Source organism: Streptomyces sp. NBC_00310 (genome assembly GCF_036208085.1).
GTDB lineage: Bacteria > Actinomycetota > Actinomycetes > Streptomycetales > Streptomycetaceae > Streptomyces.
In genome coordinates this window covers 1,833,599-1,859,636 of the sequence record NZ_CP130714.1, presented here as the reverse complement: position 1 = coordinate 1,859,636, position 26,038 = coordinate 1,833,599, and the positions used below count along the sequence as shown (strand labels likewise).

19 protein-coding genes are annotated in these 26,038 nt (G+C 70.8%); 12 read left to right on the top strand and 7 right to left on the bottom strand.

The genetic code is table 11. From position 1 onward, the window contains the following. Window positions 1-18: 18 nt before the first annotated feature. The 3 genes from OG202_RS08115 to OG202_RS08105 all read right to left on the bottom strand — a co-directional run bounded on the left by OG202_RS08115 (window position 19) and on the right by OG202_RS08105 (window position 3,977). The gene (locus OG202_RS08115) at window positions 19-2,079 is read right to left on the bottom strand and encodes a galactose-binding domain-containing protein (protein WP_327730777.1); all 2,061 of its coding nucleotides are present in this window, start codon (window positions 2,077-2,079) and stop codon (window positions 19-21) included. Between the two features lie 263 nt (window positions 2,080-2,342). After that, window positions 2,343-3,458, bottom strand: a complete 1,116-nt coding sequence (locus OG202_RS08110; protein WP_328507680.1) for a LacI family DNA-binding transcriptional regulator — start codon at window positions 3,456-3,458, stop codon at window positions 2,343-2,345. Window positions 3,459-3,575: 117 nt separating this feature from the next. Further along, window positions 3,576-3,977, bottom strand: a complete 402-nt coding sequence (locus tag OG202_RS08105; RefSeq protein WP_326584386.1) for an HGxxPAAW family protein — start codon at window positions 3,975-3,977, stop codon at window positions 3,576-3,578. A 116-nt stretch (window positions 3,978-4,093) separates the two neighbouring features. On the opposite strand from OG202_RS08105, the gene OG202_RS08100 reads away from it, so the two are divergent. After that, window positions 4,094-4,555, top strand: a complete 462-nt coding sequence (locus OG202_RS08100; protein WP_326584387.1) for a MarR family winged helix-turn-helix transcriptional regulator — start codon at window positions 4,094-4,096, stop codon at window positions 4,553-4,555. A gap of 524 nt (window positions 4,556-5,079) precedes the next feature. On the opposite strand, the gene OG202_RS08095 is transcribed toward OG202_RS08100, so the two are convergent. Both OG202_RS08095 and OG202_RS08090 read right to left on the bottom strand, forming a co-directional pair. Beyond that, window positions 5,080-5,517, bottom strand: a complete 438-nt coding sequence (locus tag OG202_RS08095) for a glutaredoxin domain-containing protein (RefSeq protein WP_328222554.1) — start codon at window positions 5,515-5,517, stop codon at window positions 5,080-5,082. A 296-nt stretch (window positions 5,518-5,813) separates the two neighbouring features. Continuing rightward, complete coding sequence (locus OG202_RS08090; RefSeq protein WP_327730780.1) at window positions 5,814-6,842, bottom strand: LacI family DNA-binding transcriptional regulator; 1,029 nt, start codon at window positions 6,840-6,842, stop codon at window positions 5,814-5,816. Window positions 6,843-6,904: 62 nt separating this feature from the next. On the opposite strand from OG202_RS08090, the gene OG202_RS08085 reads away from it, so the two are divergent. The 8 genes from OG202_RS08085 to OG202_RS08050 all read left to right on the top strand — a co-directional run bounded on the left by OG202_RS08085 (window position 6,905) and on the right by OG202_RS08050 (window position 18,181). Continuing rightward, window positions 6,905-8,113, top strand: coding sequence for an RNA-guided endonuclease InsQ/TnpB family protein (locus tag OG202_RS08085; RefSeq protein WP_328222553.1), 1,209 nt, complete (start codon window positions 6,905-6,907; stop codon window positions 8,111-8,113). 364 nt (window positions 8,114-8,477) lie between these two features. Continuing rightward, window positions 8,478-9,794 (top strand): ABC transporter substrate-binding protein, encoded by a 1,317-nt coding sequence (locus tag OG202_RS08080; RefSeq protein ID WP_327730782.1) that lies wholly within the window; start codon window positions 8,478-8,480, stop codon window positions 9,792-9,794. 60 nt (window positions 9,795-9,854) lie between these two features. Beyond that, the gene (locus OG202_RS08075; RefSeq protein ID WP_327730783.1) at window positions 9,855-10,820 is read left to right on the top strand and encodes a carbohydrate ABC transporter permease; all 966 of its coding nucleotides are present in this window, start codon (window positions 9,855-9,857) and stop codon (window positions 10,818-10,820) included. 23 nt (window positions 10,821-10,843) lie between these two features. Continuing rightward, the gene (locus OG202_RS08070) at window positions 10,844-11,665 is read left to right on the top strand and encodes a carbohydrate ABC transporter permease (RefSeq protein WP_327730784.1); all 822 of its coding nucleotides are present in this window, start codon (window positions 10,844-10,846) and stop codon (window positions 11,663-11,665) included. A gap of 102 nt (window positions 11,666-11,767) precedes the next feature. Further along, on the top strand, window positions 11,768-13,753 hold the full coding sequence (locus OG202_RS08065; protein WP_327730785.1) for a glycoside hydrolase family 127 protein: 1,986 nt from the start codon (window positions 11,768-11,770) through the stop codon (window positions 13,751-13,753). A 209-nt stretch (window positions 13,754-13,962) separates the two neighbouring features. After that, window positions 13,963-14,088: a hypothetical protein gene (locus tag OG202_RS08060; protein ID WP_327730786.1), complete on the top strand. Its 126-nt coding sequence runs from the start codon at window positions 13,963-13,965 to the stop codon at window positions 14,086-14,088. Window positions 14,089-14,232: 144 nt separating this feature from the next. Next, window positions 14,233-16,398, top strand: a complete 2,166-nt coding sequence (locus OG202_RS08055; protein WP_327730787.1) for a glycoside hydrolase family 127 protein — start codon at window positions 14,233-14,235, stop codon at window positions 16,396-16,398. 109 nt (window positions 16,399-16,507) lie between these two features. After that, entirely contained in the window at window positions 16,508-18,181 is a 1,674-nt protein-coding gene (locus OG202_RS08050; protein WP_327730788.1) for a cellulase family glycosylhydrolase, read from the top strand. A 52-nt stretch (window positions 18,182-18,233) separates the two neighbouring features. Here the strand turns inward: OG202_RS08050 and OG202_RS08045 are convergent, their stop codons facing one another. Then, window positions 18,234-21,413: a glycoside hydrolase gene (locus tag OG202_RS08045; protein ID WP_327732316.1), complete on the bottom strand. Its 3,180-nt coding sequence runs from the start codon at window positions 21,411-21,413 to the stop codon at window positions 18,234-18,236. Between the two features lie 194 nt (window positions 21,414-21,607). Here OG202_RS08045 and OG202_RS08040 point away from each other — a divergent pair, with 194 nt between their 5' ends. The 3 genes from OG202_RS08040 to OG202_RS08030 all read left to right on the top strand — a co-directional run bounded on the left by OG202_RS08040 (window position 21,608) and on the right by OG202_RS08030 (window position 25,184). Continuing rightward, window positions 21,608-22,615: a pectate lyase family protein gene (locus OG202_RS08040; protein ID WP_327730789.1), complete on the top strand. Its 1,008-nt coding sequence runs from the start codon at window positions 21,608-21,610 to the stop codon at window positions 22,613-22,615. Window positions 22,616-22,716: 101 nt separating this feature from the next. Further along, the gene (locus tag OG202_RS08035) at window positions 22,717-23,316 is read left to right on the top strand and encodes a hypothetical protein (RefSeq protein ID WP_326584397.1); all 600 of its coding nucleotides are present in this window, start codon (window positions 22,717-22,719) and stop codon (window positions 23,314-23,316) included. Between the two features lie 197 nt (window positions 23,317-23,513). Further along, window positions 23,514-25,184, top strand: coding sequence for a hypothetical protein (locus OG202_RS08030; protein WP_327730790.1), 1,671 nt, complete (start codon window positions 23,514-23,516; stop codon window positions 25,182-25,184). 88 nt (window positions 25,185-25,272) lie between these two features. Here OG202_RS08030 and OG202_RS08025 read toward each other — a convergent pair whose 3' ends face one another. Continuing rightward, window positions 25,273-25,914 (bottom strand): cutinase family protein, encoded by a 642-nt coding sequence (locus OG202_RS08025; RefSeq protein ID WP_327730791.1) that lies wholly within the window; start codon window positions 25,912-25,914, stop codon window positions 25,273-25,275. Window positions 25,915-26,038 lie beyond the last annotated feature (124 nt).

The following is a 26,038-nucleotide window of genomic DNA, read 5'->3' as shown; positions in this document are numbered from 1 at the left end:
TTCCCCCGTGGTGTGCGGTCAGCCGCTGTAGACGCCGACCTCGTAGAGGGAGTAACCCCAGTCCGTGCCGCGGTCGGTTCCCAGCATCCGAACATATCTGGCCGTCACACCGGAGAACTTGGCCGTGTCCAGACCGCCGTCACCGGCGGTCGTGGACCACACGGTCTTCCAGGTCGAGCCGTCGGTGGAGACGTCGATCTGGTACGCCCTGCCGTAGGCCCGCTCCCAGTCGAGGGTGACCTTCTTGATCGTGTGCGAGGTGCCGAGGTCCACCTTCCACCACTGGGAGTCGCTCCAGTCGCTCGCCCAGCGGGTGCCGCCGTCACCGTCCACGGCCCGGCCGGGCTGGTAGCTGGTGACCGGGTTCGACTCCGACGCACTGGCCGTCGCCGTCCTGCCCTTGGCGAGGTTCACACCCGCCTGGTGGCCCTCGGAGGAGCCCCAGGTGTCGAGGTAGGACTCGGCGCCCTTGAAGAGGTCGTCCACGACCCCCTGGCCGCCGACGAGCCGGATGTCCTCGATCCAGTCGGGGACCATGCCGACATGGGCCGCGCCGTCGGTGTTGTAGTCGAAGGTGCGCGAACCGGTGGTCTGCCTGTCGATCGTGGAGCCGCCGTCGACGCTCTTGAAGGGGTACTTCACCGGGTTCGAGGTGGTCGCGCCGCGCGGGGCGGGGTGATCGCCGATCCCGTTGAAGTCGGTGCCGTAGCCGTAGCCCACGTTGTACTTGGTCCGCAGGGCGTCGGTGCGCCCGGCCTCCTCGCTGAACTCCTCGGAGCCGTGCATGTACTGGGCGACGAAGCCGCCGAGGGAGTAGACCCGCTCGGTCCAGTTCAGGTCCATCCAGCTGTGCGAGGACAGGACGCCCGGGTACGACGCGGCCTCGAACATGTCCAGGACCTGGCCGGTGGCCTTGACGCTCATGTGGTCGATCTCGAGCATCATCTTGCGCTTCATCATGCCCTGCACGGCGTACTCACCGAGATCGGTCAGCCCCCGTACGTTGCACTGCGCATCCGCGTCGTACTCCGGCACCTCGGTGCCCGCCGGCAGGTCCTCCTCGGCCTCCGTCGACGCGCCGCCGATCGGGTTGTCCTTCTGCGGGCCCTTGCACTTCTCCGTCTGCCAGAAGGTGCCGGTCGACAGGAACTGACCGACGTTGATCGCCGTACCGAGACCGTGCTCGTCGAAGCGGACACCGCACAGCGCGTTGTCGAACTTGTGGCACAGGAACATGCTGCGCACACCCAGGTCGTACAGCTCGTCGAGGCCCTTGTCGATGTCCTCCTTGCCGCACTGCGCGATGTCGAGGATCTGCTTGCAGCCGAACGGCTCGGAGGTCTCCACGCCCAGCACCACGGCGAGCTTGCCCTGCGCGATGACGGAGCGGGCCTGCGCGCTGTCGGTGACGATCCGGAACCAGCCCTTGCCGGTGCCGCCGTACTGCGCGTCGATGTAGTCCTGCAGGGCGTACGTCAGCTTAGCCTGCAGCCGGATCGAGGTCATCTCGTCGCAACTGCGGTCCTTGAACGGGTAGATCGAGCAGATCATCCCGTTGGTGACCAGGTCGTTGACCAGCACCCGCTGACCGCCGCGCCAGGCGCGCTCGATCCAGGCGTAGTAGTTGGCCTGGTGGGTCATCGAGTCGTAGGCCGGCCAGTCCTTGAACGTCGGGTAGCCGACCGGGTCGTGCTTGCCGTCGCCGCCGTGGGTGATGTAGTCGAACAGCGCGAGGCTGCCGTCGGGGTAGTGCTCGGGACAGTCCTTCAGCGCGTCGGCGATGCCGGACGTGGAGAAGACCTTGCCGCAGATGAGCCGGCCGCCGAACGCCTCGTTGGAGAACAGGTGGTTGTGGGCGTCGACGAACCCGCGCACATCGCCCGCCGAGGTCGTCCCCTTGAACGGCTCGCCCGTCACGTTGATCTGGGAGTCGGGCGAGGGCCGGGAGGTGGGCAGCCACCAGTCGGCGGTGGCGGCCGAACTGGACGACGGGCTGAGCAGCATGCCCATCGTGGTGAGGAACAGCGCCAGCACCATGAGGGGTTTGCGTCTGCGGTGGGCGCGCGGAGTCCTGGTCATCACTCACGTCCTCGGTCGGGGGGATGCGCGGTCGATCGGCCAGACCGTTCCGGGACGCGTTGAACACCCACGACGCCATAGTCCGATTGTCATGGCTGGCACAAGCGATGTGACGAGAATCGCCACTGAGGTGATCCGAGTCAATAGTCCGGGACGGTTGACCTGATGCCACGTGTGGCGGTAGGGCTGGAAGACGTCCCGTCACATGCCGCTGGAGGGACGGTGGTTGTCCGACCCGCCGCCTCGACCGACCGGTATGTACGTCACGAAAGCGTGCGTACCGACTGGCGGATCACCAGCTGTGTGCTCAGCACCACGTGGTCGTCGCCGCCGAGGCGCTCCTCCCGCTCCAGCGCCAACCGGACCGCCGTGCGCCCCAGATCCTCGTACGGCACCCGCACCGTGGTCAGTGCGGGGGAGAGGTCGGCGGCGAACGGGACGTCGTCGAAGCCGACCAGGGAGACGTCGCCCGGGACGTCGAGTCCGGCCTCGCGCAGCGCGGCCAGCGCCCCCGTGGCCACCATGTCGGTGCCCGCGAAGACGGCCGTGAAATCGAGGCCGGCGGCCAGCGCCTCCCGGGTGCGCTGATAGCCCGAGACCCGGGTGTACGGGCCGGGCAGCTCCAACTCCTCCGCGTGCGCCACCCCATGGGCGCGCAGGGCGTGCAGGAAGCCGTCCCGGCGCTGGTCGGAGGTGCTGAGGCCGGGGACCCCGCCCAGGAAGAGGACGCGCCGGTGCCCGGCGGTCAGCAGATGGTCGGCGGCCTGGAAGGCGCCGCCCCGGTTGTCGTACTGCACCACCGTGACCGGCAGATCGCCGGGCAGCGGCGGGCGGCCCACCAGCACCAGCCGGGAGCCCGCCGCGTCCAGCGCCGTCGCGTACTCGGCCATCCGCCGCCGGTACGCCTCGTCCTGCGTGGCACCGCCGACGAGGAGGACCGCGGCCGCGTGCTGCTCGCGCATCAGCTGCACCAGGTCGTCCTCGCGGGCCGCGTCGTCGTGCGTGGCGCACACCAGGCTCAGCCGGCCCCGGTCGGCGGCCGCCTGCTCCACCCCCGCCGCTACATGGGCGAGGGAGGGGCCGGTGATGTCCTTGATGACCAGGGCGACGGGGCCGGCGACCCGGCCGGAGAGCGCCTTGGCGTGCACGTTCACCACGTAGTGCAGTGACTCGACCGCCGCCATGACCCGGGCCCTGGTCTCCGTGGACACCGGGTAGTTGCCGGCGAGCGTGCGGGAAACGGTTGCTACGGACACCCCGGCTTGCGCGGCGACGTCCCGAATCGTGCTCGGCCGCTCGCCGCCCGAGGTGCTGCTCCGCCGACGCCTGGCCCTACCGGGCTCGGGGCTGCTCCGGCGACCGTTTTCATTGACCGTCACGGTTCGACGTTACTGCATGGTCGGGGGCGAGCGGCCCAGGGTTCGGGAACCAGGCGCCCTCTGTCGCGGTAAGCGTTTACTGTCGCCGCGCCGCCCTTGCGCTGCCGTACCGCCGGATCAGGACGACGAGTCGCCCGCCGAGACCGTGGCCGCCGCTGTGCCGGTGGTGCCGGTGCCCTCGTCGGGGCTGGTGGCGGGCCCGGGTACGGCAGGGAGCGGGGCCGGGGTGCGGCGGCGGCCGGCCAGGCGGCAGCCGAGGCAGTCCACGTGGCCGCCGCGTGCGGAGCGGTCGCGGACCCGGGGGCTCCACTGGTCGCGGGGGCGGGGGCCCGGCGGCTTGCCCCAGCCGGCGAGGTGCAGGCCCCAGGTGACCAGGAGTGCCAGGACCGAGAGGGCGATGCCCAGGGCGAACCCCGGGGTCCAGCCGCAGACGGCCAGGCCGAGTGCCGCCGACCCTGCGGTGCCGATGGCGGTGCCGGTCCAGCCGGCGACGGTGTGGCCGTCATCGTGAAGACTCACGTGTCTGCTCCCCTCGCGCGCCGGGTCGTACCACGGCACGCCGCGGCCACGCCCACGGCGCCGGACTATGATGTCTTAGCGAGTAAGGAATTTAGCCTGGCCCGGAGGTGAAATCAATGGAGCCCGAACGCGGCCCCTCCGTTCCGGACGCGATCGCTGCCATGGACGGCCTGATCGCGACGATGATCGTCGGCCAGCAGGAGTTCGCCCGGAACCTCGGGCTGAGCGTGACGGACCTCGTCTGCTTCGCGTACGTCCTGGAGGCGGGGGACACTCCGGTCACCGCCGGTGATCTGGCCGGGCGGGCGCATGTCACCACGGGGGCGGTGACCGGTGTCCTCAACCGCCTGGAGCGCGGCGGGTTCGTGACCCGGGAGCCGGATCCGGCCGACCGTCGACGGGTCCGCGTGGTCGCGGTCCCGGACGCCGCCGAGCGGGTGGTGGCCGTCTACGGCCCGTTCTACGCCCGCCTCGCCGAGCTCTTCGCCGGGTACTCGGCCGATGAACTGGCCCTGCTCACCGACTGGTTCACGCGTGCGGGAGAGGTGGCGCGCGGGTACCTGGACGAGTCCTGCTAGGAGCGGAGGGGGCGGGGAGGGGCGCGGTGAGGACGGGTCGCGTGGTGAGGAGCGGACGGGAGTGGTGCAGGCGTGGCGAGGACAGTCGCGTCGTCGAGCGTGAGTCGCGGTCGAGGGTGTCGTGGGTCTGGTCGGTGGGGATGTCCTCCCGGTGCTGAGCGTCGCGGCGGCCACCACGTGCCTGGCCGCAGTCCGTCCGCCGGGATGTGGCCTTCCAGGCTCGCCGCAAGGTGGCCGACGGCGAAAGGCGTCACCGTTTGCGACGCGTTCGACTTCCGACGAGTTCGACGACCCGGGCGGCGGGGGCTGGGCGCGGAGGTTTCCTCGCCGTCGCCTCCGTACGCCGCCGCTCCGTGTCCGGCGTCCTTGACGGTCGGCATGGGGGCCGGGGCCGAGTAGGTCTACCCGGTGGCCCCCGCTGACCGCCTATCTGCGCGAGCTCCGAGCTTGCCCTTTCACCTCCGTCTGACGATCTTTCGGGTCGACGCGGTGCGGGAAGCTCGCCGATGCAGCAGCGCTCCCGATCACGCGGAAGGCGAGAGCTGTTCGCGTACCCATTCAGGATCGGGGTTGGTGTGCGGCCGGCCCGCCACGACGACGGTCGGCACGGTCTCGTTGCCATCGTTGGCTGCCCTCACCGCTGCCGCTCCAGCCGGGTCACGCCAGATGTTGACCCAATGCAACTGGCGGGCGTTGCGGCCCAACCGGATGCGCAGGCGGAGGCAGTATGTGCAGCCTGACCGCCAGTAGACGACCGGCCGGCCGTCGACCGCGCTGCGGCGCTGTGCTTCCAGCGCGCCAATCGATCTCGGGAAGACCAGAGGCGAGTTCACGCCTGCGATCAGCACAAACAGCAGCAGAAGTGCCGCGGCTTCACCGGGGCTCCCGCTGAAGACCAGGCCGGTCGCAATGACTGAACCGCAGAGCACCAGCAGTACCGGCAGGATCCAAGTGCGCGTCATGATGACGCAGGCTATCGATGAGTCGACATGCTCCTCGAACTAGGCCTGTCAGGTCGCTCACTTGGGCGTTCATCGGACGCTTGGCAGACACCATGAGGGATTCTGGACGACCTGTTCGACTGCCTGCCCGTGGGCGAGGACGCGCTGTTCGAGCTGGCGGACGCGTTGCTGCTCCGGGGCGGACTGGGCGCGCTCGGCTCGACTATGGAGACTTTCCCGCCGCGGTGAACGCCGCCCTCGGTCCGTCCGGCGCGCGTTTCGGATCAGGGCGGTGACCGGGACGGGCCACGGCCCCGTCACGACAGTGGTGCCGTAGAGCCCCTGATCACCACCTTGCAGGGGAGGGTGTCGACCCCGGTGCGGGGGGTTCCGGCGATCGCGGCGAAGAGGGCGTGGGCGGCGACCCGGCCGACCTGTTCGAGGTTCATGTCGACGCTGGTCAGGGGCGGGCGGGAGCCGGCGGTCATGATCTGCCAGTTGTCGAAGCCCATGACGGCGATGTCGTCGGGGACCCGGTGGCCGCGCTCGCGGAGGACCTCCATGACGCCCCGGGCGATCTGGTCGCTGCCGCACAGGACGGCGTCGATGTCGGGGTGGCGGTCCAGGAGCATGGCGGTGGCGGCCCGCCCCCAGCCCTCCGACCAGGCCCCGAACCGCGGTTCGCCGATGAGGGCGAGTCCGGCGTCGGCGAGCGCGGCCCGCGCCCCCTCGGCCCGGTCCTGTGCCGCGAGGTAGCCGGGGTCGCCGGTGATGTGGGCGATCCGGGTACGGCCACAGGCGAGGAGGTGGTCCACGGCGAGCCGGCCGGCGCCGACGCTGTCCGGGACGACGGAGAAGTCCTCCGGGGCGTCGGAGGGGGCGTAGGCGTAGACGACCGGGACGGGGAGCTCGCGGCCCAGGGAGGGGCGCGGGTCGGTGCGGCTGCCGACCACGATGAGACCGTCGACGCGGCGGCCCAACAGGGCCCGCAGATGGTGCTGTTCACGGATCGCGTCGCCGCGCGCGTCGCACAGGAAGACCGCGACCTCGCCCGCGCCGAAGGCGTCCTCGGCGCCCATCAGGATGGGTATGCCGAATCTGCCCTCCAGGTCGCTGGTGATCAGCCCGACGGTGCCGGTGCGCCCGGCGAGCAGACCGCGCGCCACCTGGTTGGGGCGGAACGACAGCCGCTCGGCGGCCTCGACGACCCGTTGCCTGGTCTCCGCGCGGACCTGGCTGCGGCCGTTGAGGGCCTTGGACGCCGTCGCGATCGAGACGCCCGCCAGCCGGGCGACGTCGCCGAGCGTGGCGGGCTGCGAACGAGAGGGGCCGGTGGCCTGTGCCATTCAGATCTCCTTCGATACGTCGACACCCAGCGGGAACGTCCCTGGAAGAAGGAGGGGCAGGCGTGATCCGCGCGTACGAATTCCTCCTGCGCCGCACCGCCCGTCAGACGGCCGCGCTGGGCGACATGCTGCGTGACCACTGCTCGCTGTACAACGGCGCGCTTCAGGAGCGCCGGGACGCCTACCGGCACAGCTCGAAGACCACCGTCCGCTACGGCGACCGGTCCGCCCAGCTCAAGGACATCCGGGCGTTCGATGCGGAGCGCCAGGGGCGTTGGTCGTCCTCCTCCCAGCAGGCCACGCTGCGCCGCTTGGACAAGGCCTTCCAGGCGTTCTTCCGTCGTGTGAGGAACGGCGAGACGCCGGGCTACCCCAGGTTCAAGGGCGTCGGGCACTTCGACACCGTCGTCTTCCCCAAGGACGGCGACGGCTGCCGCTGGGACTCGACCCCAGACGACTCGCAGACCCGCGTCCGCCTCCAGGGCGTCGGGCACGTCCGCGTGCACCAGCACCGGCCCGTCAAGGGCCGGGTGAAGACGATCGCGGTCAAGCGCGAGGGGAACCGCTGGTACGTGGTCCTCTCCTGCGACGACGTCCCCGCCGAGCCCCTCCCTCCGACGGGCGCGGTGGTCGGCATCGACATGGGTGTCACGCACTTCCTGACCACCTCGGACGGCGAACACGTCGCCAACCCGCGCTTCCTCGACGCGATGGCCGCTGAACTGGCCGAAGCGCAGGGGCATCTCGCTACGTTCCCCAAGCGGACCCGGCAGCGCACCAGGCGCCACCGCGCCGCGGCCCGGAAAGTCGCCAAGCCGCACGCGAAGATCCGTCGCCGGCGTGCCGACTTCCACCACAAGACGGCCCGCGCTCTGGTACAGGCCTACGACGCGGTCGCGCACGAGCGTCTGAACACGGCGGGGATGACCCGCACACCCGAGCCCAAGCCCGACCACGCAGGCGGCGGTGCTTTCCTTCCGAACGGCGCCGCAGCCAAGGCGGGGCTCAACCGCAGTATCCTCGACGCGGGTTGGACGCGGTTCCTCCAGATCCTGGCGAACAAGGCTGAGAGCGCCGGTCGCCTCGTGGTTCCGGTGGACGCGCGCAACGCCTCCCGCACGTGCCCCACATGCGGGCACGCCGCGAAGGAGAACCGCGCCACCCAAGCGAAGTTCGCATGCGTCAGATGCGGGTTCACCGCGAACGCGGACCACGTCGGCGCGACGAACGTCCTCAACAGGGCCGGGCTGGTCCTCTGCGACGTGGCCTAGCCACCGACACAGGAAGCCCGCGCGTTTACGTGTGGGTGGAGTCACGGGTGATCTCCTGTCTCGCCACGCGTGCCGATCTCGCCGAGGACGGCACGCCCCACGCGGAACCCTACGACCTTACGCGAAGCTTTTCGGTCACGATGCTGTCATGGGTTTCTGTGTGCCGCCGACAACCGCTCCCTGTAAGGGGATTGACGGGTATTCGGGTGCGGCCTAGCGTCTCAGAAAGCCTTTTCGGTTCCTTTCGTTCCCACGTAGTTTCTTTCGTTTCCGCTCGTTTCCGACACTCGGTTCAGTGCCACCACAGCCATCGTCCCGGCCGGCGGGCCCCGCACGGCCCGTCGCGAAACAAGGGGGATCGAACATGGGGAGCACGGTCGGACCACGTGGCCGCGCGAGCCGCCTCGTCACAGGCGCCGTCGCACTGCTGGCCGCCGCGAGCCTGATCACGGCCTGCGGGGCGGGGGACGGCAGCGCGGACGACGGCGGCAAGGACGGCGGAGCGGCGAACGCCACCGGCGTCGACGACGGCGCCACGCTGACGATGTGGACCCGCGCCGCGACCAGACCGCAGAGCGAGGCCCTGGTCAAGGCGTACAACGCGAGCCACGAGAACAAGGTCGAGCTGACCGTCGTCCCCACCGACGACTACCAGGCCAAGGTCGGCGCCGCCGCCGGCTCCCGGGATCTGCCGGACCTGTTCGCCTCCGACGTGGTCTTCGTGCCGAACTACACCTCCAGTGGCCTCTTCGCCGACCTCACCGACCGCGTCGACGCGCTGCCCTTCGCCGAGAACCTCGCCCAGTCGCACATCAAGGCCGGTACGTACGAGGACAAGAAGTACGTGGTGCCGCACACCCTCGACCTGTCGGTGCTCTTCTACAACAAGGACCTCTACCGGAAGGCGAAGCTCGACCCCGAGAAGCCGCCCACGACCCTGGCCGAGTGGGACGAGCAGGCGCGGGCCGTGGACGCGCTCGGCGGCGTCGACGGGACCTTCTTCGGCGGCAACTGCGGTGGCTGCGGCGTCTTCACCTGGTGGCCGTCCATCTGGGCCGGAGGCGAGGAGGTGCTCAACGAGGACGGCACCGAGGCGCGACTCGCATCCGCCACCGCCAAGAAGGTCTACGACACCTACCGCGGCTGGGTCGACGACGACATCGTGGCGCCCGGCGCGAAGGACGAGACGGGCACGACCTGGACCGGGATCTTCCCGAAGGGCAAGGTCGGGGTCATGCCCATGCCGTCGACCACGCTCGGACTGATGCCCGAGGACATGGACCTCGGCGTCGCCCCCATCCCCGGCCCCGACGGCGGCAGGTCCACCTTCGTCGGCGGCGACGCCATCGGTATCGCCGCGACCAGCGAGAAGGCCGACCAGGCCTGGAACTTCCTCGCCTGGACCCTCGGCGACACGGCCCAGGTCGACGTCGTCGCCGCGCACAAGGACGTCGTGGCCCGCACCGACCTGGCGTCCAACAAGCACTCCGACGCCGACCCCCGCCTCGTCGCCATCAACGAACTCGTCGCCGACGGCCACACCCCGTACGCGCTGAAGTTCGGCCAGACCTTCAACGACCCCAACGGGCCCTGGCTGACGCTGATGCGCGACGCCGTCTTCGGCGACGGGACATCCGTGGACCAGGACAACGAGGCGGTCAGCAAGTCGCTCGCCGACTGAGGCTCGTCACGCCTCCCACGCCCCCGCGACCGTCATCGGAACCGTCATCGGAGGAGAGGCATGCAGGTGAAGGTGGCCGAGTCCGCGCCGACCGCATACCGGGCCCGGCCCGACGAACACCGGGGCCGCCCGCCACGCGCGTCGGCACCCCGGTGGCGGTCCCGCAAGGTTCAGGGGCTCGCCTACGCCACACCCACGGCCGTGTTCGTCACGGTCTTCTTCCTGCTGCCCCTCCTGCTCGTCGGGCAGATGTCGCTCAGCGACTGGCCGCTGCTCACCGGCGACCGGGGCGTCAACGCCCCCGAGAACTACACCGACATCACCGACGCCCCGCTCTTCTGGCCCGCCGTCCGCTTCACGCTCCTCTACACCGGCGTCGTCACCGTCGTCCTCCTCGGCCTGGCGCTCCTGCTCGCCCTGCTCGTCCAGGAGTCCCGTCCGGGCGCCGGTTTCTTCCGCACGGTCTACTTCCTGCCCAGCGCCCTCGGCCTGGCCTCGGCCTCCCTGCTCTTCTGGGGGCTGTACAGCCCGGCCACCGGCCCGCTCGGCGACATCCTGGACGGGCTCGGTCTCGTCGACGAAGAGGTGTCGTTCCTCGGCACGCCGACGGCCGCCCTGCTGTCGACGGTGTTCCTCATCGTCTGGAAGTTCGCCGGCTTCTACATGCTGATCCTGCTCGTGGGTCTGCAGCGCATCCCGCACGAGGTGTACGAGGCGGCCCGGATGGACGGCGCGAGTCGCGCCCAGATCTTCCGCTCCATCACGCTGCCCCTGCTGCGCCCGTCCCTCGCCCTCACCCTGCTGCTGTGCGTGACCGGATCGCTGCTCGCCTTCGACCAGTTCTTCATCCTCACCAAGGGCGGCCCCGACAACAGCACCGTCACCGTCGTGCAGTTGATCTACCGAGAGGCCTTCCAACGGCTGGACCTCGGCACCGCCGCGGCCCTGTCGATCATCGTGCTGGCCGTGCTGCTCCTGCTCAACGCCCTCCAGTTCCGCGGCCTGCGCCGCGCCGACGAGTCATGAGACCTCATGAGAGGGGACCGACCGTGCTGTCCCGCACCCTCGGCCGTACGCCGTACTACGTCGTCGCCGGAGGTCTGGCCGTCATCTTCCTCTTTCCGCTGCTATGGAACACCTGGGCGTCGGTCAGCCCGCAGCCCGGCACCGCGCAGGACTCGGGTCACGGCCTCGGCAACTACCGGACGCTGCTCGCGTACGACGCGGGTCTGTGGCGGTACCTGCTGAACAGCACGGTCGTCTCGGCGCTGACCGTCGCCCTCACCCTCGGCGTCTCCCTGCTCGGCGGCTACGCCTTCGCCCGCTTCGACTTCCCCGGCAAGAACCTGCTGTTCCTGCTCACCCTGGCCATCCTCATGGTCCCGTACGCGACCCTCCTCATCCCGCTCTACGTCCTGCTCGGCAGACTCCATCTGCAGAACTCGCTGATCGGGCTGAGCCTGGTGCTCGCGATGTTCCAACTCCCCTTCGCCACCTTCATGATGCGGATCTCCTTCGAGGCGGTGCCGCGTGAACTGGAGGAGTCGGCGCTCGTCGACGGCTGCGGCACGGCGGGCGCGCTGCGCCGGGTGCTCCTCCCGGCGGTACGGCCGGGACTGATCACCGTGGGCCTCTTCGCGTTCCTCGCCGCCTGGAACGACTTCATCGCGCCCCTGATCCTCATCTCCGACAGCGAGAAGGCGCCCCTGCCGCTGGCCGTCGCCAATCTGCGGCAGCAGAGCATGGGCGCCGTCGACTACGGCGCGACCGAGGCGGGCGTGGTGGTCCTCGCCGTGCCCTGCCTGCTCCTCTTCCTGCTCCTGCAACGGCACTACGTCCGGGGCTTCATGTCCGGCGCGCTCAAGGGCTGACCCCCACGTCTCCGAGGACGTGGCGGCCCACCGACGACCGACGACCGACGACCGACGACCGAAGGGACCAACCGAAGGCATGAACAGGTGAGGGAGAACGCGGTGACGTCATCCGTCCTGCCCGTGGCGCCGACCCGCGGCCGGCTGCGGCCGCTCGGGCTCGACGAGGTCAGGATCACCGGGGGTTTCTGGGCCCGGCGACGGCACACCAACACCACCGCCACGCTCGACCACTGCCGCGACTGGATGGACCGCGTCGGCTGGACCGGCAACTTCCGGGCCGCGGTCGAGGGCAGGCTCCCACGGGACCGGCGCGGCCGGGAGTTCGCCGACTCCGAGGTCTACAAGCTGCTCGAAGCCATGGCCTGGGCGGCGGCGAACGGCGACGGTGCCCCGCTGGACGCCGGGATCGCCGCCCTCACCGACCTCGTCGCCCCCGCCCAGGAACCGGACGGTTACCTGAGCACCGCCTTCGGCCGCCCGGGACAACCGTCCCGCTACAGCGACCTCGAAGAGGGCCACGAACTGTACTGCCAGGGGCACTTGGTCCAGGCCGGTGTGGCCCAGGCCCGCGCCCGGGGCGAGGGCGAACTCGCGAAGATCGCCCGGCGCGCCGCCGACCACGTCTGCGCCACCTTCGGCCCCGGCGGCATCGAGGGCGTCTGCGGCCACCCGCAGATCGAGTCGGCCCTCGTCGAACTGGCCCGGCTCACCGGCCGGGAGCGCTACCTCGACCAGGCCGCGCTCTTCGTCGACCGACGCGGCCACGGCACCCTCGCCGAGGGCGAGTTCGGCCGGGCCTACTTCCAGGACGACCTCCCGGTCCGCGGGGCCAAGGTCCTGCGCGGCCACGCCGTCCGCGCCCTCTACCTCGCCGCAGGCGCCGTGGACGTGGCCGTGGAGACCGGCGACGACGAACTGCTCGCCGCGGTCGTACGGCAGTGGGAGGCCACGGTCGCCCGCCGCACCTACCTGACCGGCGGAATGGGCTCGCACCACCGCGACGAGTCCTTCGGCGCCGACTTCGTCCTGCCCCCCGACCGCGCCTACTCGGAGACCTGCGCCGGAGTCGCCTCCGTGATGCTCGGCTGGCGACTGCTGCTCGCCACCGGCGAACCCCGCTTCGCCGACCTCGTCGAGCGCACCCTGTTCAACGTCGTCGCGACCTCCCCGTCCGCGGACGGCCGGTCCTTCTTCTACGCCAACACCCTGCACCGACGCCACCGGGGCGTGGCACCGCGGCCGGACGTCGACAGCCCCCGGGCCGACTCGGGGCTACGGGCCCCCTGGTTCGCGGTGTCGTGCTGCCCGACCAACGTGGCGCGGACCCTGGCCCAACTGCCGGGCTACCTGGCTACCGCGGACGACGAGGGCGTGCAACTGCACCAGTACGCCGACGCCGACCTCGCCACCTCCCTCACCGGCGGCCGGGGCGTCGCCCTGCGGGTCCGCACCGACTACCCCTCCGGCGGGACCGTGACCGTCCGGATCACCCGCTCCCCGGCCGCCCCCTGGACCCTGTCCCTGCGGGTGCCCCAGTGGGCGGCCGGTGCCCCCGCGTGGCTGGTCGACCCCGACGGCGTACGCCGCCCGGCCGCCCCCGGCACGGCGGCCGTCACCCGGGTCTTCCGGCCCGGCGACGAGATACGGCTCGAACTGCCCGTCGCCCCGCGCTGGATCCACGCCGACCCCCGCATCGACGCCGTACGCGGCACGGTCGCCGTCCAGCGCGGTCCGCTGGTGTACTGCGCCGAGTCCGTCGACCTCCCGGACGGGCACGAGGTCGACGCGGTACGGGTGGACACGTCCGTCGACCCCGAGGACGGGCCGGGCCGTACGGGGGGCGCGGGCGACACCGTCGTGGTCGCGGGCGAGGTCGCCGTGCGCGGCGGACGGAGCGGGGCGGCCTGGCCGTACCAGCCGCTCGGCCACCCGCGAGGACAGCAGCCCGCCGACCCCGCCGAGATCGTCCTGGTGCCCTACCACTCCTGGGCCGATCGGGGCCCCTCGACGATGCGGGTGTGGCTTCCGACGGCCGAAGAGGGCAGGAGCGAAGGCGCGGACAGCGGCACCGGCGCGGGGAGGTAGTCGTGCGCGGACCACGAGGACGGCACCGGCACAGGACCCTGGCACGGTCCCGGCACTGCCCGGTCAGGTGACGCCGGTGTACGGGGACGGCACCACGGCCCGCTCGCCCGCCCCGGCCCGCCCTCACCGAGGAGCAGGTCGCCGAGGGCGGCACGAGCGTAGGGGTCACCGGCATCGCCGACCGGGCCGCACGGCCGGACACCGCGACCGTGCGGGTACGGCGGACCGGCGCGGTCGAGATCACCGCTCTCGTGGAGGAGCGCGTCCCCACCCGGTCCGGCCGGGCGGCCACCCGGCCGGCGACCGTCGTCACCACCCACGACGACGGCTCGTGACGGCCCTCCACGACTGTCCGGGACCGGCCCCCGGGTACCGCCCACGACTGGCTCTCCATGACCGCTCGGTGACCGCCTGCCTCCCCGGACCGGCGCTCACCCGTCCCCCCACACACCGCACAACCGACGATCGGAGTCGAGAGAATGTCCCAACCCCTCACCCGGCGAAGGCTGTTGACCCTCGCCGCCGGAGCGGCGGCCGCCGCTCCGCTCGTGCAGGCGACCTCGCTCGCGCATGCCGCCCCGGCGACACGAGCTGCCGCCGCCCAGGCCCCGCCGCCCCTCCCCTCCACCTGGGCGGTACGTCCCTTCCCCCTGGACCAAGTCACCCTCGGCGAAGGTGTGTTCAAGGCCAAGCGTGACCTGATGCTCACCTACGCCCGGTCCTACCCGGCCGACCGCGTCCTGGCCGTCTTCCGCGCCAACGCCGGTCTCGACACGCGTGGGGCCCGGCCGCCCGGCGGCTGGGAGACCGCCGACGGCAATCTGCGGGGCCACTACGGCGGCCACTTCCTCACTCTCGTCGCCCAGGCGTACGCGGACACCCGGGAGGCCGCCCTCAAGACCAAGCTGGACTATCTCGTCGGCGCGCTGGGGGAGTGCCAGGCCGCGCTGGCGGAGCGCGGTACGCCGAGACCCAGTCACCCCGGCTTCCTGGCGGCGTACCCGGAGACGCAGTTCATCCTGCTGGAGAGCTATGCGACCTACCCGACCATCTGGGCGCCGTACTACACCTGCCACAAGATCATGCGGGGTCTCCTCGACGCGCACACCCTGGCCGGGAACGCACAGGCCCTGACCATCGCCTCGGCCATGGGCGACTGGGTGCACAGCAGGCTCGGCGGGCTGCCCAAGGCGCAGCTGGAGCGCATGTGGTCCCTCTATATCGCCGGTGAGTACGGCGGCATGAACGAGGTGATGGCCGACCTCCACGCCCTCACCGGCAGGGCGGAACACCTCGCCGCCGCCCGCTGCTTCGACAACACCGCGCTGCTGGAGGCCTGCTCCCAGGACCGGGACATCCTCGACGGGCGGCACGCCAACCAGCACATCCCGCAGTTCACCGGGTATCTGCGGCTGTTCGACGAGACGGGGGAGGAGCGGTACGCGGAGGCCGCGCGGAACTTCTGGGGCATGGTCGCCGGACCCCGGACGTACAGCCTGGGCGGTACGGGGCAGGGCGAGATGTTCAAGGCGCGGGGCGCCATCGCGGCCACGCTGGACGACAGGAACGCCGAGACCTGCGCGACGTACAACATGCTGAAGCTGAGCCGGCAGCTGTTCTTCCGGGAGCCGGACGCGGCCCGTATGGACTACTACGAGCGGGGCCTGACCAACCACATCCTCGCCTCCCGCCGGGACGCGGCGAGCACGAGCGGTCCGGAGGTCACCTACTTCGTCGGGATGGGCCCGGGGGTCGTGCGCGAGTACGGCAACACCGGCACCTGCTGCGGTGGCACCGGCATGGAGAACCACACGAAGTACCAGGACTCGGTGTACTTCCGCTCCGCCGCCGGCGACACGCTGTACGTGAACCTGTATCTCGCCTCGACCCTGCGGTGGCCGGAGCGGGGTCTCGTCGTCGAGCAGACGAGCGCGTACCCGGCGGAGGGCGTCCGCACCCTGACGTTCCGGGAGGGCGGGGGCAGGCTCGATGTGAGGCTGCGGGTGCCGTCCTGGGCCACGGGTGGCTTCACCGTCACGGTCAACGGGGTCCGGCAGCGGGTCGGGGCCGTGCCCGGGTCGTACCTCACGCTGAGCCGGAACTGGCGGCGCGGCGACCGGATCGGGATCTCCGCGCCGTACCGGCTGCGGGTGGAGAGGGCCCTGGACGATCCCACGGTCCAGTCGGTGTTCTTCGGTCCGCTGCTGCTGGTCGCGCAGAGCCCGGAGGCCGGGTTCCGGAGCCTCTCCTTCTACAAGGACTTCACCCTGCGCGGCGATCTCGCGGACGTGATCCGCCCCGAGGGCAGGCCCCTGCACTTCACCACGCACGGCCTGACGCTCGCGCCGTTCTTCGTCGGGAACGACGTCCGCTACCACGCCTACTTCAGGCGCTCCGAGCCGCTCGTCGTGTTCGGCACGGCCGACTCGGGCGTCCCGAACCGCACCAGAGGCGACGGTCTGACCTTCCTCGACGTGCTCTGGGCGCAGGCGCCCTTCCCGGCGTCCGAGGCTTTCGTACGGGCGGTACGGGCCCTCGCCGACGGGTGGGTGTCCGAGGGCCGGTTCACCGGAGCGGAACGGGACGCGGTCGTCGCCGCGGCGGTCCGGGCGGGTCTGCGGAGCCGAACCCGCGCGAAGGGTTGACGTGTACGGGGCGAGATGGGTTCATGGGAGCGCTCCCATAGCTCATGGCAACCACCCCACACTTTTCGATGCCTGAGTTTCTCGGCGCCCACCCCCACCTGGAGTCGCGATGAGAACTGGAAGAAGCACGCAGCGAAGAAACCCCCTGAGCGCCCTGCTGGCCGGACTCGCGGGCCTGATCGGGCTCACGCTCCTCGGCGTCCTCGCCCCGTCCGTCGCCCTGGCCCAGTCGGCGCCCGAGGTCCAAGCCGCCGGCTTGCACATCAGCGACGGCCGGCTGCTGGAGGGCAACGGCAACGATTTCGTGATGCGCGGCGTCAACCACGCCCACACCTGGTACCCGGGCGAGACGCAGTCGCTGGCCGACATCAAGGCGCTGGGCGCCAACACCGTCCGCGTCGTCCTCTCCGACGGACACCGCTGGACCGAGAACAGCCCCGCCGACGTGGCGAACGTCGTCGCGCAGTGCAAGGCCAACCGGCTCATCTGCGTCCTGGAGGTGCACGACACCACCGGATACGGCGAGGAGGCCGCGGCCGGGACGCTCGACCACGCGGCCGACTACTGGCTCGGCCTCAAGGACGTCCTTGCCGGCGAGGAGAACTACGTCATCGTCAACATCGGCAACGAGCCCTGGGGCAACACCGACCCCGCAGGCTGGACCGCCCCCACCATCGCCGCCGTGCAGAAGCTGCGGGCCGCGGGCTTCGAGCACACGATCATGGTGGACGCGCCCAACTGGGGCCAGGACTGGCAGGGTGTCATGCGCGCCAACGCCCAGTCCGTGTACGACGCCGACACCACCGGCAACCTGATCTTCTCGATCCACATGTACAGCGTCTTCGACACCGCCGCGGAGATCACCGACTACCTGGGCGCCTTCGTGGACGCGGGACTGCCCATCCTCATCGGCGAGTTCGGCGGACCCGCCGACCAGTGGGGCGATCCGGACGAGGACACCATGATGGCCACCGCCGAGCGGCTCGACCTCGGCTATCTGGCGTGGTCCTGGAGCGGTAACACCGACCCGATCCTGGATCTGTCGATCGGCTTCGACCCCACACGGCTCAGCGCCTGGGGCCAACGCATCTTCAACGGCGCCGACGGCATCGCGCAGACGGCGAAGGAAGCCACCGTCTTCGGCGGCGGAAACCCGGGCGACACCCAGGCGCCGACCGCCCCCGGCACCCCGGCCGCCTCGGCGGTGACGGCGACCTCGGCGACGCTCTCCTGGACCGCCGCGACCGACAACGTCGGCGTCACCGGCTACGACGTCGTCCGGGTGAGCGGCTCCACCGAGACCAAGCTCGCGGCCTCCACCACCCACTCCGTCACCCTGACCGGCCTCACCGCCGACACGGCGTACACCTTCGCCGTCTACGCACGGGACGCCGCCGGGAACCGGTCGGCCCGCTCGGCGACGGTGAACGTCACGACGGACGAGGGCGGCGGCACACCCGGCGGAAACTGCGCCGTGACGTACCGGGCCACCAACGAGTGGCAGGGCGGCTTCCAGGGCGAGATCGTCATCCGCAACACCGGCACCACCGCCGTCAGCGGCTGGACCCTGGCCTTCACCTTCGCCAACGGGCAGACGATCACCAACATGTGGGGCGGGACCGCCACGCAGAGCGGCGGTTCGGTGAGCGTGAAGCCCGCCTCCTACACCTCCACCATCCCGGCCGCGGGCTCCGTGACGGTGGGGTTCATCGGCAGTAAGGGCGCCACCAACACCGCACCGACCGCGTTCACGCTCAACGGGGCGACCTGCACGAGCAGTTGACCTGGGACGCGTGCCGACCGGCGGGGACCGTCACCGGCCCCCGCCGGCCGCTTCAGCGTCGTACGAGCTCGATCCGGTACTTCCGGGTCCCCGAACCGTCCTCGCCGGTCACGGTGACGACGGCCGAGGCCCGGCCGGACCCGCCGGACCCGCCGGACCCACCGGACCCACCGGTCCTGTCCACGGTGACGGTCGCGTACGGGTCGCGGGCCGTCGCCGTGACCTCCGCCCGGCTCGGGTGGTCCGTGACGACCCGGTAGGCGGTGGTCTCGGGGTCGAAGGACCCGATCGGCTCGCCGGCGACCTCGATGGAGGCGGCGGCGGTGTCCGAGGAGACGCCGGGGGCCTTGGCGTACACCTCGATCTCGCCCATCGTGATGTAGCCGCCCTGACGCGCGGTCATGACCACGCGCACGCCGGTCGCCGGGCCCGCGTCGAGCGGGACGTCGATCACCGGGGTGCCCTCGGTGCCGACCGCGACGGAGTCACCCGTGTCGGTCCACGGACCGTTCTCGGTGGCCCGGACCTGCACCTTCAGGCTCTCGGGGAAGGAGGCGTTGGTCCCGTCCCGGTGGAAGTGGGCGACGATCCGGGTCAGGTCGCGGGCCTTCGGGAGACCGAAGGTGATGGTGTCGGACGGGTTCTTGGTGCCCGACTTCCAGTTGGACCAGGCCTTCTCGGCGGTGGTGCCGTTGCGCAGCCGCTCGGCGGAGTAGCCGCTCTCGGTGAAGGTGGCGGCGACGGAGACGCCCGTGTCGGTCGCGATGTTGGCCTCCGTCGCTTCGGTGACCTGGACCCGTACGGTCGCGTCGGCCGTGGAGCCGTCGACGACCTCCGCGGTGCCCGACAGCGTCACGACGCCGCTCTTGTCGAACGCTCCGGCGGGGGCCGCGTCCCAGGTCACCGGGAGGGTGGTCCGGCCACCGTGCCGGCCGACGCCGACGACCGTCGCCGGGAGTTCCGGCTCGCCCCCCACGTACGTCTTGGCGCGGGCGGGGACGGTCGAGGCGATCGTGTCGACGGTGACGAGGGCCTTCGCGGCGATCTTCCGGCCGAGGGCGTCGGTCGCCTCACCCGTCACGCGTACGGTCCCCGGCTTGCGCCACTTCCGCTCCGACGGCAGGTCCCACACCACGGGCAGGGAGCCACGGGCGCCGTCCCGGAACACCGGAGTCACCGTCCCGGGCAGCTTCGGCCGCAGACCGGGGACGGTGAACGCCTCGGCCCGTTCGGTGCGCAGCACGGTCTCGTCGGTCACGGCCCAGCGCTGGTTGCCCGCCGAGGTCGGGGTGTACGTCGACACCTTGGCGCCGTCCGCCGACGACTGCCCGGCGACCTCGGCGAGACGGCCGGTGGCGGCGTTCACGAACGTCCAACTGCCGTCGCCCGTCGTCGACATGACCCACTGCGCCGCTGCCGGGACCTCGCCGTCGGCGGGGTCCTCGAGGACGGCCTGGTTGTCGCGCACGGCGAGCCGCCCGCCGGTGTCGGCGTTGGTGAGGGCGTAGCGCTCGCGGTTGTCGGTGCCGGGGGTCAGCTGCTCCACCGACCACAGCTGCCGGGCGCTCGCGGCGTCGGTCGTGCGGATGACGACGCCGGTGCCGTCCTCCGACGGGGTCAGCGACTTGCCGCTCTGCGCGCCCTGGAGGCGGTAGACGTGGTCGGGCTGGACGAGTGCGGCGTCCTTCGCCACACCGCCGACGCCCTCGACCAGGAAGGTGGTGACGGACTTGGCGGGGACGTCGAGGGTGGCCGAGCGGTCGGCCACCCGGACCGGGGTGCCCTCGACGAGGGCGCCGTCGGCGCTCGTCACGACGGGGGTGACGGTGGCGCGGGACGAGACCCTGCCGAAGCGCGAGAGGTCGAGGGAGACGGAACGCGCGGTCGTGCCGCCGTTGACGTGGACCACGGTGGCCGCACGCCCGGACTTCTTGACAGCGGCGACGCTGGACGGGTCGTCGACCTTCACGAAGTGGTCGCCGGGGCGGATGTGGTGGGTGAAGTTCCGGATGGTGTGGAACTTGGAGTTGGCCCGGATCGGGCAGGTCTCCAGGGTGTCCGTGGCCGTGCAGTTGAACGGGACGTGGATGCTGCCCCAGTTCTTGCCCGCCGCCGCCTGCGGGACGGAGTCCTCGATCGGCTGCCAGAACACCCAGGCGGAGGGCTCCAGTTCACGCATGTCGTCGACCATGCGGGTGGCGATGCCGAGGCCCGGTTCCATGCTGGTGAAGTCGGTGCCCGTGCCCCAGGTGCCCTCGACCTCGCTCATCCAGAGCTTCTTGTCCGCGCCCTTGGCGATGTCGCGGGCGCTGGTGCGCATACCGGTGCCGTAGGTGTGCACGTTGAGCTGGGGGACCGCCGTCCGCGCGGCGCTGTCGTACGCGTTCCAGTTCTGGGTGAAGATCGTGGGGTTGGTCTCGTCCATCGCCGAGATCTCGGCGTCGGTCTTCGCCCCTTCGAGCGCCTTGTCGAGCGCGAGGAGCACCTTCTGCTGGAGCGCCGGTCCCGCGTGCGCGCCCTCCTGGCGGCCGCCGGTGGGCTGGCCGTTCGCGCCGATCTGGGTGCCCCAGTAGTTGGTGTTGGGTTCGTTCAGCGGGGCGATGGTGTCGAAGTCGATGCCGTGCTCCTCTTCGAGGCGCTCGCTGACTTTCACCAGATAGGTGGCGAACTCGTCGGCGCGGTCCGCGCGGATCTGGTCCGTGTTCGCGTCGAAGCCGCCGGAGACATAGCCGCTGACGGTCTGGAACCAGGGCGGCGAGTTGCTGAACGCCTCCCACTTGCTGACTTTGTCCTTGATCTGGTCCACCCACCAGCGCTGGCCGGGGTCGGCGTCCCAGTCCCAGTGGTCGGGGTTGTCCGGGTCCCACCACTCCATGTCCTGCCGGGTGGTTCCCTCGGGGGCCTTCCAGAAGCCGTCCATCGTCGCGCCGGTCTTCATGTAGTCCTTGCGGACGTCCGGGGCGTTGCCGCCGCCGATGTTGTAGCGCGCGATGGTGAGGCCGAGCCCGTCCTCGCCGAACAGCATGTCGACGAGCTGTCTTCGGATGGGCTCCGGGTAGCCGCCCGTGGCGTTGGCGAACCAGACGAGGCTCGTGCCCCACCCCTCGAACTCCTGCTGCCGGTACGACGGGTCGATCCGTACGGTGACCGCGCTCCGCGCCGCCGTGGCCGACGTGTCCGCGGTCGCCGGCGGGGCGGCCGTCAGACCGGCGGCGAGCACCAGGGGAACCATGGGCGCCAGGGCCCGGACGATGCGATGTCGTGGAGTCACGACACTCCCTTCCACAACACGAGGCGAACGCGATTTCGTTGACATGCCCAAAACACGTGCTTAGCATTCAGGAAACTGAAAGCGCTTTCTAGTCCCTTGTGTGCAGCTTTTCGCACGGCCCAGGAACGTCCCCCACTTGTCCCGGGAGGAATCACATGAGGTCGTTGTCGTCACGCGCCGCACGCGGCGTTCCGGCTCTCGCGCTCGGCCTGCTGCTCGCCGCGATCGCGCCCGTCCAGGCGGGGGCGGTCGCCGACACGGCGGTGGCCCCCGTCGCGGAAACATCCCCCACCGGCTTCGCCGCCGTCAACGCGCTGGGGCAGAACGGCACCACCGGCGGGGTCGGCGGAGCGACCGTCATCGCCACCACCACCGAGCAGTTCCTGGAGTACATCGACACGGTGGGCCCGCTGGTCATCCGGGTCCAGGGCACCATCGACATCACCAGCAAGCAGGGCGTCCGGCCCAACAAGACCATCATCGGGGTCGGTTCGTCGGCCGTCATCAACGGCGGAGGCCTGGAGTTCTACCGCTCGTACAACGTCATCGTGCGGAACATCAAGTTCACCGACGCCGAGGACGACGCCGTCAGCGTCGGCCAGGAGTCCCACCACATCTGGATCGACCACAACGAGTTCGTCGCGCCCCTCGACGGGGCCGTCGACGTCGTGCGCGGCGCCGAGTACGTCACCGTCTCCTGGAACTGGTTCAACAAGACCGACAAGAGCATGCTGCTCGGGCACTCCGACGGCAACGGCAGCCAGGACACCGGGAAGTTGAAGGTCTCGATCCACCACAACTTCTTCGACGGCTCACGGCAGCGGCATCCCCGGGTCCGGTTCGGCGAGCCGGTGCACGTCTACAACAACTACTACAAGGGGAACGCCGTCTACGGCGTCGCCTCGACCATGAACGCGGGCGTCGTGGTCGAGGGCAACCACTTCGAAGGGGTCCCCAAACCCTGCTGGTCCGCCAGCGGTTACGACGCGTCCGGGCCGGGCCGGCTGGTGCAGCGGAACAACCTCTTCCCCGGGTCCGGTACGTGTGAGACCAACGGCACGGTGACCGAGCCGCGCACCTACTACGCGTACACGCTGGACCCCGCCGCGGACGTCCCGGCCCTCGTAAGGGCCGGGGCGGGCATCGGAAAGATCGGTGCCTGAACCCCCCGCACCCCCAAACCCCCCACACCCCCCGCATCCCCCACACTCCCCGCATCCCCCACACTCCCCGCATCCCCCCACGAAAAACAGGAGAGACCCCGATGAACTCACCGCGCAAGAAGGTGGTCGTGGCCGCACTGGCGGCCGCGTTGCTCGCCGCTCCCGGTGTCGCGCAGGCCGCACCGCAGGCCGCGCCCGTGCCCCGGGAACAGGCCGCGGCGGCCACCATCACCTGGACCCTGGTCCGGGCGAGCAACCCGACGCAGGACCAGCAGACGGCGTACAACCTCATCACCTCGGCGATGAACGCCGCGGTCGCCCGGTACAACAACCTCAGCGACCTGGGGAAGAACATCACCGTCCGCTACGAGCCCGGCGTCCCCACCGCCGACGGGAACATCAACGGGACCATCCGCTTCGGCAACCGCAGCTATATGAACGAGCGGACCGCGCTGCACGAGATCGCGCACACCATAGGCGTGGGCACCAGTGCGGGCTGGTCACGGCTGGGCGGCAGCGGCACCTGGACCGGTGCGGGGGCCACGGCGCTCGTCCGGCAGTACGACGGGTCGAGCGCGAAGATCTCCACCGGGGGCGGCCACTTCTGGCCGTACGGGCTGAACTACGACAACGAGTACTCCGGCACGGCGGCCGACCGGCACGTCCGGATCGTGGCCGCGATGGTGAGTGACGGACTGTAAGTCGGTTGGTAACAGAGGGAGTTGGTGCCTGGTGACAAAGGTGCCGACGGTCGCTGCGTTGTTGTGAGCATGGGGCGGTGGGGCCGCTTTCGCGGTCCTACCGTCCCAGCATGAACACGAGTCGCAGCGGAAAGAACCCCTCGAATACCTCGAACCCCTCGAATACCTTGAAGGCATGGAGAGGTGCCGCGCCGGCGGTGCTGCTGATCGTCGGAGCGCTCACCGGAGCCGCCCCGGACGCCCGGGGCGAGGACGCGCGGACCGAGACGGCCGTGGCGTCGACGAGTCCGGTCGCCGGGGTGACCGAGACGCTGGTGCGGGTGAGAGCGCCGCTGCCGGCGTCCTTCGGGGCGCGCCCGGCGGCGTGCGACTGGCTGTCGTACCTGCGCTACCGGTCCGCCGACGGACCGGCGGCCTCGGCCGACGCCGACCGGATCCTCGTCGCCCAGCCGGGAATCCTGGAAGGCGCCGGAGCCTTCGACAGCGTCGCCCGCAACACCGTGGCACGCGCCGCCGAACAGGGCCGGCACATCGAGTTCTGGGCCCTGGACCGGCGCTCCAACTGCCTGGAGGACCGCACCGGTGTGGCCTCCGGAGACCAGGACACGGCCGTCGACTACTACTACCGGGACAAGCAGGTCGCGGGCCGCACCTTCGACGGGTTCGTCGGTAACGGCGAGCTGGGCTGGATGGCGAAGCTCGGCGTCGAGCGGACCGTCCGCGACCAGTACGACCTGCTCACCGCCGAGTTGCCCGACCAGCGGGTGCGCAAGGAGAAGGTGCTGTGCGGCGGGCACTCCCTCGGCGGGGTGATCACCGGGTACTTCGCGACCGCCGACTTCGACGGCGACCGGGCCACCACGGCGGACGCCGGACACCGCCAGTGCGCCGGCTACTTCGCCCTCGACACCACCGTCTCCACCTCCCTCGCCGACCTGAGCGGCAGCATCCCGGACGACACCAACCTCCCCGACGTGGGCCTCGGTTACGGCACGGTGCAGGCCGGGCTCGACAGCGGACTGCTGCCGCGCACGCTGTCCGCGCCGGTGCTCCTCAACCCGGAGATGATGACCCTGCTGGCCATCGCCGGCCTGGGCGCGCTGCAGGACCCGGGCGGCGAGGCCACCCTGCCGGACTACCTGCCCCTCAACACCAACATCGAGGTCAGCAACCGCTTCCTGTTCTCCGAGGACACCGCCACCTTCCTGTCCGGCTCACCGGCGGTGAAGGACTTCCGGCTCACCAACGAGGCGATCCTCGGCGCGCTGATGGACGACCACTCCGTACCGCTGGCGTTCCTGCAGAGCAGCGTGGGCTTCTTCGACGGCGGGCCGGTCGTCGACAAGAACTTCCCCGTCGCCAACGGGAGCGACGGGCAACCCGCCCTGTTCGGCGGCGAGTACAAGGCCATCCCCGACCGGCCGGGCGGCCCGCTCTACACCTGGCGGAACTACGACCGCGTGGGTGACCCCGACGACCCCGGGTACCGGGCGGCCGACGGGACCCCGTTCACCGACGCGGGCAAGGAGGTCACCGACATCCAGGAGCTGGCCCGCAGCATGGCCCAGCAGCCGCTGGACTTCACCGAGCAGTACTTCCCGACCAAACTGGTCACCGACCTCCAACTGGCCACCTCGCCCCAGGTGAAGCGGCTCGTCGTCCACCCGGACGGGCTCACCGCCAACCCGACGCTCACCGTGCTCGCGGGCGACGGACTGCTGGCCGGCCGCGTCCCGGCCGACCTGGACCCCGTGGTCGCCGACGGCTACCAGCACCTGGACGTGCTGACCGCCGCGCCCACCCAGAACAACGGCCGTCCCGAACCCGTCTCCACGAGTCTCACGGAGTTCGCGCGGGACATCGAGTAGCCGTCGCCCCCATGGAAGAAGGGCCCGGGAGGATCTCCTCCCGGGCCCTTCGCCACTGTGCGTGGGGTCCCACCGTGCGTGGGGTCGGTCAGACCTTGGTCGCGGCGAAGGCCGCCGCCGCGTCCGCGTTCGCCCGGTAGCTCAGGTGCGCGCCCGTGTCGCCCCCACCGTTCTCGCAGACCGGGTCACCGGCCGCGCAGAAGTCGATGGTGCGGCTCTGGTAGATGCCGGTGACGCTCTTGCCGATGGCCCGGATCGGGTTGCCGAACAGCAGCACCGAGGAGACCTTCGGTTCGAGCGCGGCGGGAATGGTGGCCACGATGGGGCTGCCGACCACCGCGCCGGCGCTGCTGATGCCGATGGAGTTGTCGACGACGTTCGCGCCCTGCGAATAGCCGACCAGGATGAAACGCTGGTTCGGACAGGCGGCGGCCTGGCTCCTGACGTGGTTCACCAGGTCCGCGTTTCCCTGCGCGGCCGAGGTGAGGGAAAGGTCCGCGGGATAGTTCACCTTGTAGCTGGACAGGGATTTGCCCGTGAGTTTCTTCTGCAGCGCGGAATACACGGGGTCGCCGACGATGAAGCCGAGCGTGCCCGGCTCGAACGTGCCGCGAGCTGAGACGACGTCGATGTCCGTGCAGGCCGCGGCCGTGGCCGTGGGTACCGAGACGGTGGCCAGTCCGGCCCCGCCGGCCAGCGAGAGCGCGGCGAGGCACAAGCGGATACGCATGGGGATCCTTTGAGGGTGGGGCGCGTGGAGCGCCTGTGGAAAAGGACGTCCCGAAGATATTCGCTGTGCCAGGCCGAGTGTTATGGACGAGAATTCAGAAATCGCTTTTGTTTTTGTGCCGAGG